Annotated in this window: 4 protein-coding genes and 1 pseudogene; 4 read left to right on the top strand and 1 reads right to left on the bottom strand. The window is 40.5% G+C overall.

Annotated elements, in window-relative coordinates; all coding sequences use genetic code 11:
* The 4 genes from H6G68_RS26445 to H6G68_RS26430 all read left to right on the top strand — a co-directional run.
* The coding region (locus tag H6G68_RS26445; protein WP_190909299.1) for an MFS transporter at window positions 1-929 on the top strand (929 nt) is incomplete at its 5' end.
* 49 nt (window positions 930-978) lie between these two features.
* Window positions 979-1,209, top strand: a complete 231-nt coding sequence (locus tag H6G68_RS26440) for a hypothetical protein (protein ID WP_242045411.1) — start codon at window positions 979-981, stop codon at window positions 1,207-1,209.
* The gene (locus H6G68_RS26435) at window positions 1,206-3,629 is read left to right on the top strand and encodes a response regulator (RefSeq protein WP_190909298.1); all 2,424 of its coding nucleotides are present in this window, start codon (window positions 1,206-1,208) and stop codon (window positions 3,627-3,629) included. Before H6G68_RS26440 ends, H6G68_RS26435 begins: the two co-directional genes overlap by 4 nt.
* Before the next feature lie 870 nt (window positions 3,630-4,499).
* Entirely contained in the window at window positions 4,500-4,760 is a 261-nt protein-coding gene (locus tag H6G68_RS26430; RefSeq protein WP_206757422.1) for a hypothetical protein, read from the top strand.
* 352 nt (window positions 4,761-5,112) lie between these two features.
* On the opposite strand, the pseudogene H6G68_RS26425 reads toward H6G68_RS26430, so the two are convergent.
* A pseudogene (locus H6G68_RS26425) lies at window positions 5,113-6,015 on the bottom strand (ATP-binding cassette domain-containing protein); the annotation flags it as partial.
* Between the last annotated feature and the right edge of the window lie 107 nt (window positions 6,016-6,122).

Here is a 6,122-nt window from a genome sequence, read left to right as displayed (position 1 = left end):
TCGTCCAGAAACAACATCTTAGTCGTGCTAATGGTATGACTCAGTTATCAGAAGCATTGGCTCGATTGCTATCACCAATTTGTGGAGGCTTTCTGGTAATTGTAATCGAATTACAGGGTGTAATTCTGATAGATTTAGTCACTTTTTTGTTTGCTTTAGTAACACTCTTAATTGTTGAATTCCCAAAACAAAAGACCACAGTTGCCGGAAAAATAGGCAAGGGTTCTTTACTAAAGGAATCTATGTACGGTTGGAGCTATATTCAAGCTCGTCCCGGATTAATGGGACTGTTAATTTTTTTCAGTATCAGTAACTTTGCTGTCAGCACTGCTGAAGTTTTATTCACCCCCCTAGTTTTGTCTTTTACCTCTGCCAATGTCCTCGGTATGGTTTTATCTATTGGGGGTAGCGGTATGTTAATTAGTAGCATCCTTATGAGCATTTGGGAAAGTCCAAAACGTCGCATTCATACTGTACTTGGCTCTGATTTCCTGCTGGGGCTGGCTATTTTATTGGTGGGAATGACCACCTTTGTTCCCTTAATTACTATTGGAGCTTTCGTAGCTTTTTTGACAATACCTGTTTCACAAAGTTCCTCTAATGCCATCTGGCAAACTAAGGTGGCACCCGATGTCCAAGGAAGGATTTTTGCAATTAGACGCATGTTTGCTTGGTCATCACGACCTTTAGCTTATCTGTTTGCAGGTCCCCTAACCGACAGGGTATTTGAACCTTTAATGACAGTTAATAGTTTCTTAGCCGGAAGCATTGGACAAGTCATCGGCACCGGATCAGGTCGTGGTATCGGTTTGATGTTTATGTTTATGGGAACCTTAACTATGTTAGCGACTATTATTGCCTATCAATATACTCCCTTAAGGTTAGTAGAAGAGCAACTGCCCGATGCCATAATTGATACCATTGTCTGACAGAGGTTTAAAATGTTTGTTGACTTAACGGGTGACAAAACTGCGGCTAATGGCAGTGGTTCATGCCCAGAAAAAGGTGCGGGAATACGGAGTGATTTCCAGGCGGCTCATTTGTGGTCAAGAGCGCCGACACTTGGAGATGACGTTCCGAATGCAATTTTACCTGAATTCGGGTCACGAAGTGCTGGTAGCAGAAGCTACTGCGTGGGCAGCAGCGAATCCTGGGTGTTTGCCATTTAGTTTTGAATCTGCGGAAATGCCTGGAGGAATTAAACTTTGAAAATCTTGCTTATTGAGGATGACGAGATTTTAATTGATATGATCTCGCAATGTTTGAGTAAACAACGCTACACAGTTGATATTGCCCAAGATGGACAGACGGGTTGGGAATATGCCGAGTCTACTAAGTACAGCTTAATTTTGCTAGATGTCGGCTTACCAAAACTAGACGGTATTACTTTGTGTAAGCGATTACGCTCTCAAGGCTTTGCTACTCCAATTTTATTAATGACAGCCAAAGAAGCTACAGATGATAGGATTCGGGGATTAGATGCAGGAGCAGATGATTATCTCATTAAACCTTTTGATTTGGGAGAACTTCAGGCCAGAGTCAGAGCTTTATTACGTCGGGGTGATGCTCCTCGTACCCCAGTTTTACAAATAGGTGAATTAAGATTAGATCCCACTAGCTGTGAAGTCAGTTATGGGAATCAAGCTATACATTTAACAACTAAAGAATATAATTTACTAGAGCTATTCCTGCGGAATCCATCACGGGTTTTCAGTCGGGGTGATATCATTGATTATCTGTGGACATTTGACGATCCCCCCCAAGAAGAAACTATCAAATCGCACATTAAAGGCTTGAGACAAAAACTCAAAGCAGCCGGAGCAGTAGACTGGATTGAAAATGTCTATGGTGTAGGTTATCGACTAAATCCCAATTTGTCAGCCAAACCAACTAAATCAAATACACAAATAAAACAGACACAACCAGAAATATCCTCAATCACCAACTCAAAATCCAATAAAAGCCCCGCTATTAAACAGCAGTTCAACCAAGCGATGAGCGGTTTGTGGAATCAGTATCAGGGGCTAATGGCAGAACGGATGGCAATATTACAACAAGCTGCCACAGCATTGTTAAATCAAAATCTAGATATGAGTTTACGTCAGTCTGCTGAACAAGCAGCCCACAAGTTAGCTGGTGTTTTGGGAATGTTTGGGTTAGCAGATGGCACAAATAAAGCTAAGGATATTGAAGAAATTTTAGCCCCAGATGTAGAAATATCGGTGATACAAAAAAATCAACTGTTGTTGCTAATTCAAGAATTAAATAACATACTTCAACTGACACCACAAAACCAAAGTCCATCATCTTTAGAAATTTCCTTTCCTGTTCCCATCTCCTCAAATTCTGCGATTATCTTGATTGATAGCGATCTGCAATTAGGTACTCAATTACAGCAATTAGTAGAGTCAACGGGAAGAACTTGGAAACAGTTCACCCAGTCAAAGGATGCAAGAGAATACTTACAAACAGCATTACCTGAATTAGTTATCTTGAGTATAGAGTCAGCAAGACAGCAGGAAGAAAATTTAACATTGCTGATGGAATTAACTCAGCGTACACCCCCTGTACCTGTGCTGGTATTGGCTGCTGTGGATGGGTTATTAGACCGAGTAACAGTAGCTAAAGCTGGGGCGCGGGGATTTGTGGTTAAACCTGTTACTGCTGTGCAGATTTGGGATATTGCCTCTGGAATATTACAAAAAAGTCATGAGCAAAAAGTTAATATCCTGGTTGTTGATGATGATCCAGTGATTTTGTCCACCCTGCGTCCTTTATTAGAACCTTGGGGAATGCGGATGACGGGATTGGGTGATCCGTTACGTTTTTGGGAAGTATTGCAAACTGTGACACCAGATTTATTGATTTTGGATGTGCAGATGCCCCAATTAAGCGGGATTGATCTATGTCAGGCTGTGCGTACAGAACCCAAATGGCAGGGTTTACCAATTTTATTTCTTACTGCCCATCGAGATATGGAAACAGTGCAACAAGTATTTGCGGCGGGAGCAGATGATTATGTAGTTAAACCTATTGTGGGAGCAGAATTGCTGACACGAATTACCCAGCGTTTAGAACGTAATCGTCTGTTTAAGTCTTTGTCTACTAAAGATGTGGTAACGGGTTTACCAAATCAGATCCAGTCTAGCCGAGTCTTGCAAGAGTTGATTAACCAGGCAGAAAAATTTAGTCAGGTAGTGAGTTTTGCTGTAATTAGGATGAGCGACTTGCAGCAGATTAATATTCAGTATGGTCATGAGGCTGGGAATGAAGTGTTACAAAGATGGGGTAGTGTGTTTGCATCAGCCTTTCGCAGTGGGGAAGTTGTCGGTTATTGGGGTAATGGGGAATTTGTTGTAGGTGGATTAAATTTGACTAAGATAGAAATGAGCGATCGCTTATCTGATATCTTAACTACCCTTCGTCAACAAATATTTACTACACCTAACAGTGATGGCGAAACGCCCACCTTTGGCGAACTGCTTGCAGCAGCGCTAGTTCCCTCCGGGACGCTCCGCGAATGCTATCGCTTCCAAGCAACCTCTGAATTTAATGTAGTTGAGTATCCCAGTGATGGGTTAACTATCAAAAGTTTATACCAAGCCGCACTAACAGCCTGGTATAAATGATATTGAGGCTCTCTTTAATTTTCCCTCCTGCCTTTTAGGATTAAACGGTAGTAAGCCGAGATCCGAGTAAAAACCTGCAAGATGGTCTGGAACACCTTGCTATATCTACATTCCAGCCTTTTTGATGTCTAGCTAGAATTGGTGCATAAATGCACTGGCATTTTGACCCCATAATTGCTTTTCGTCTACCCAAGAGAATTATAAAAACTGTTGGGTAAAACGCTCATACTTTCGTCTATAATCCAGTGATTATAAGAGTTTCAGCCAATTGGGACGAAAATATGCTCATCGTCCAAGCTGTAAAAACTGCAAACAAAGTTAATAAATACTTCGCTTTTTGTAGCTATAGATACCCAAGATTTACACACTCCTGTCAATTTTACTTGAAAATTGCTGAAACTTATATATATCAATTGTTTCCAGACCATCTTGCCGGAAATTACTCGGATCTCGGCTCAATACCAAGAAACTGTGTCAGCAAAATCTAATTAGTCCTGACGACGATTTAAAAGCAATTCTTGAATCCGATCTTCCGCACCCTCAACTGTCACAATCGGTTTTTACTGTTTTTTATGATGATGCTAAGATGTATTATATACTAAACCTCGAAGAATTAACGGATGAGGGCTGTTGGTAAAGCATAATTTGTATCCGAAAAAGTAAGAAAAATTAAGTTATAATACTATGTGACACCCCAGGGTGCGGAATGTGGGTTATATAGTTATCTTTAATTTCTACCCACCTACTTATGTAATTAGGTTTGCTCTATTAATACTTTGTATGAGTAAGAATATAAAAGCAATTTCAATCACGATGTTGATATTTACTTCGATATTATCAACTTATATTTTCTTAGGAAAATTTTCTTATATGGGGTCGCAGACATTAATCGGAATAACCGAAGGTGCGGATGTAAACGTTCCATATAATCACAAATACGGCATTCTGGGATATGCATTCGCCAGAAACTATTATCAAAACGGAGAAATTACCGAAAGTCGCATTCAAACCTTTGATCATGTCCGATTTGCCTTCTCTGTCCTCCTCACAATTGGAGTTTGGGGGATAGCTGCACTAATAATTACTAAGTTTTTTATAGGAAATAAGGAAATCATAGATAGTGGCGAATGACACAGGAAGCGATTTTTGAAGAAAGCAGTGGCAACGTATTCGCTGACCTCGGTTTAGAGGATGCGGATGGAGAGCGAAAAATTTTGGGGGAGATAGGGTATAGGGTACACAACGCGGTAAGATGACGAAATGCCCTCTCAAGAACCAGCAATTCTCATTTTGAAAACAATAGAGTATTAACCCCGATTTTGGAGTTCAAAATATAGTACAAAGTAACTAGATTCTCAGGCAGAGGCAATTATGCCCATATTTTCAATGAAATGCCCACACAATAAGGCTTTCAATGGTCTTGAACCTGGTTTTCCATAAAAAGAACCGAAGAACCAAATAAATAAACCAATTAGATGTTTTTTTAATTTGATGTCTCTAATTGCCTAGCTACTAATCGCGCAAACAGTCCTTCTTGGGAGACTAACTCTGCAAAAGTACCCTGTTGCACCACACGACCAGCATCTACAACATATATGCGGTCAGCATTGCGAATTGTGCTGAGGCGGTGGGCAATCACGATGCGCGTAGCCTTCAACTTATCTAAACTTTCGGTTACAATTGCCTGGGTGCGGTTATCTAGGGCGCTGGTAGCTTCATCCATCAAGATAACTTTTGGTTGGGAAACAAGCGATCGCGCAATCAATAATCGCTGTCTTTGTCCACCAGAAAGATTTCCTCCCCCTTCACTAACCACAGTGTGCATCCCCATTGGCATTTGCTCAATATCTTCAGCAAAACCTGCCATGCGTGCAGCTTCCCAAGCTTGTTCTAGGGTGATTAATGCCCCACCAGTAATATTTTCAAATATCGAGCCAGAGCCAATTTTGCCATTTTGCAGCACTACTCCTAATGACCTACGTAAAGCCTGAAGATCCAACCTAGCTAAATCGTGACTATCGTAAAATACACTTCCGGCTGTGGGAGTTTCAAAGCCTAGTAACAAGCGAAATATTGTTGATTTACCACTTCCTGAAGGGCCGACAATGGCAATAAATTCTCCTGGTTCAGCATAGAAGCTGACATCATTAAGGACTAATGGACTATCCTCAGAGTAACGAAAGCTGACATGATTTAGGGCAATGCGACCAATTAATTTTCCAGGGAGTTCTTTGTGAGTATCAGATTCTGGTTGCGATCGCAAAATTGGTTGTGTTCGTTCCCATAAAGGTACAATGCCCCAAATATCTGTAATTGTATTACTGAGGTCAATCACACCTTTAATAAAAATGCCTAAAGCATAATTAAAGGCGACAAAAGTACCAATTAGACATCTCCGAAAAAGAATTAAATTATGGTATAAGAATATAAAAGTGTATTTTTTGGTAAGACGTTATGGGCAGTATATTTGAATATATTCAGAGCAATCCTCAC

This window comes from Anabaena catenula FACHB-362, assembly GCF_014698735.1.
In the GTDB taxonomy this organism is placed as follows: Bacteria; Cyanobacteriota; Cyanobacteriia; order Cyanobacteriales; family Nostocaceae; genus Anabaena; species Anabaena variabilis_A.
This window is presented reverse-complemented; position numbering and strand designations above follow the sequence as displayed.

Excerpts from the sequence above, each read along its gene's own strand:
- H6G68_RS26440 (WP_242045411.1), top strand. The coding sequence starts at position 979 with ATGGCAGTGGTTCATGCCCAGAAAAAGGTGCGGGAATACGGAGTGATT.
- H6G68_RS26430 (WP_206757422.1), top strand. The coding sequence starts at position 4,500 with ATGGGGTCGCAGACATTAATCGGAATAACCGAAGGTGCGGATGTAAAC.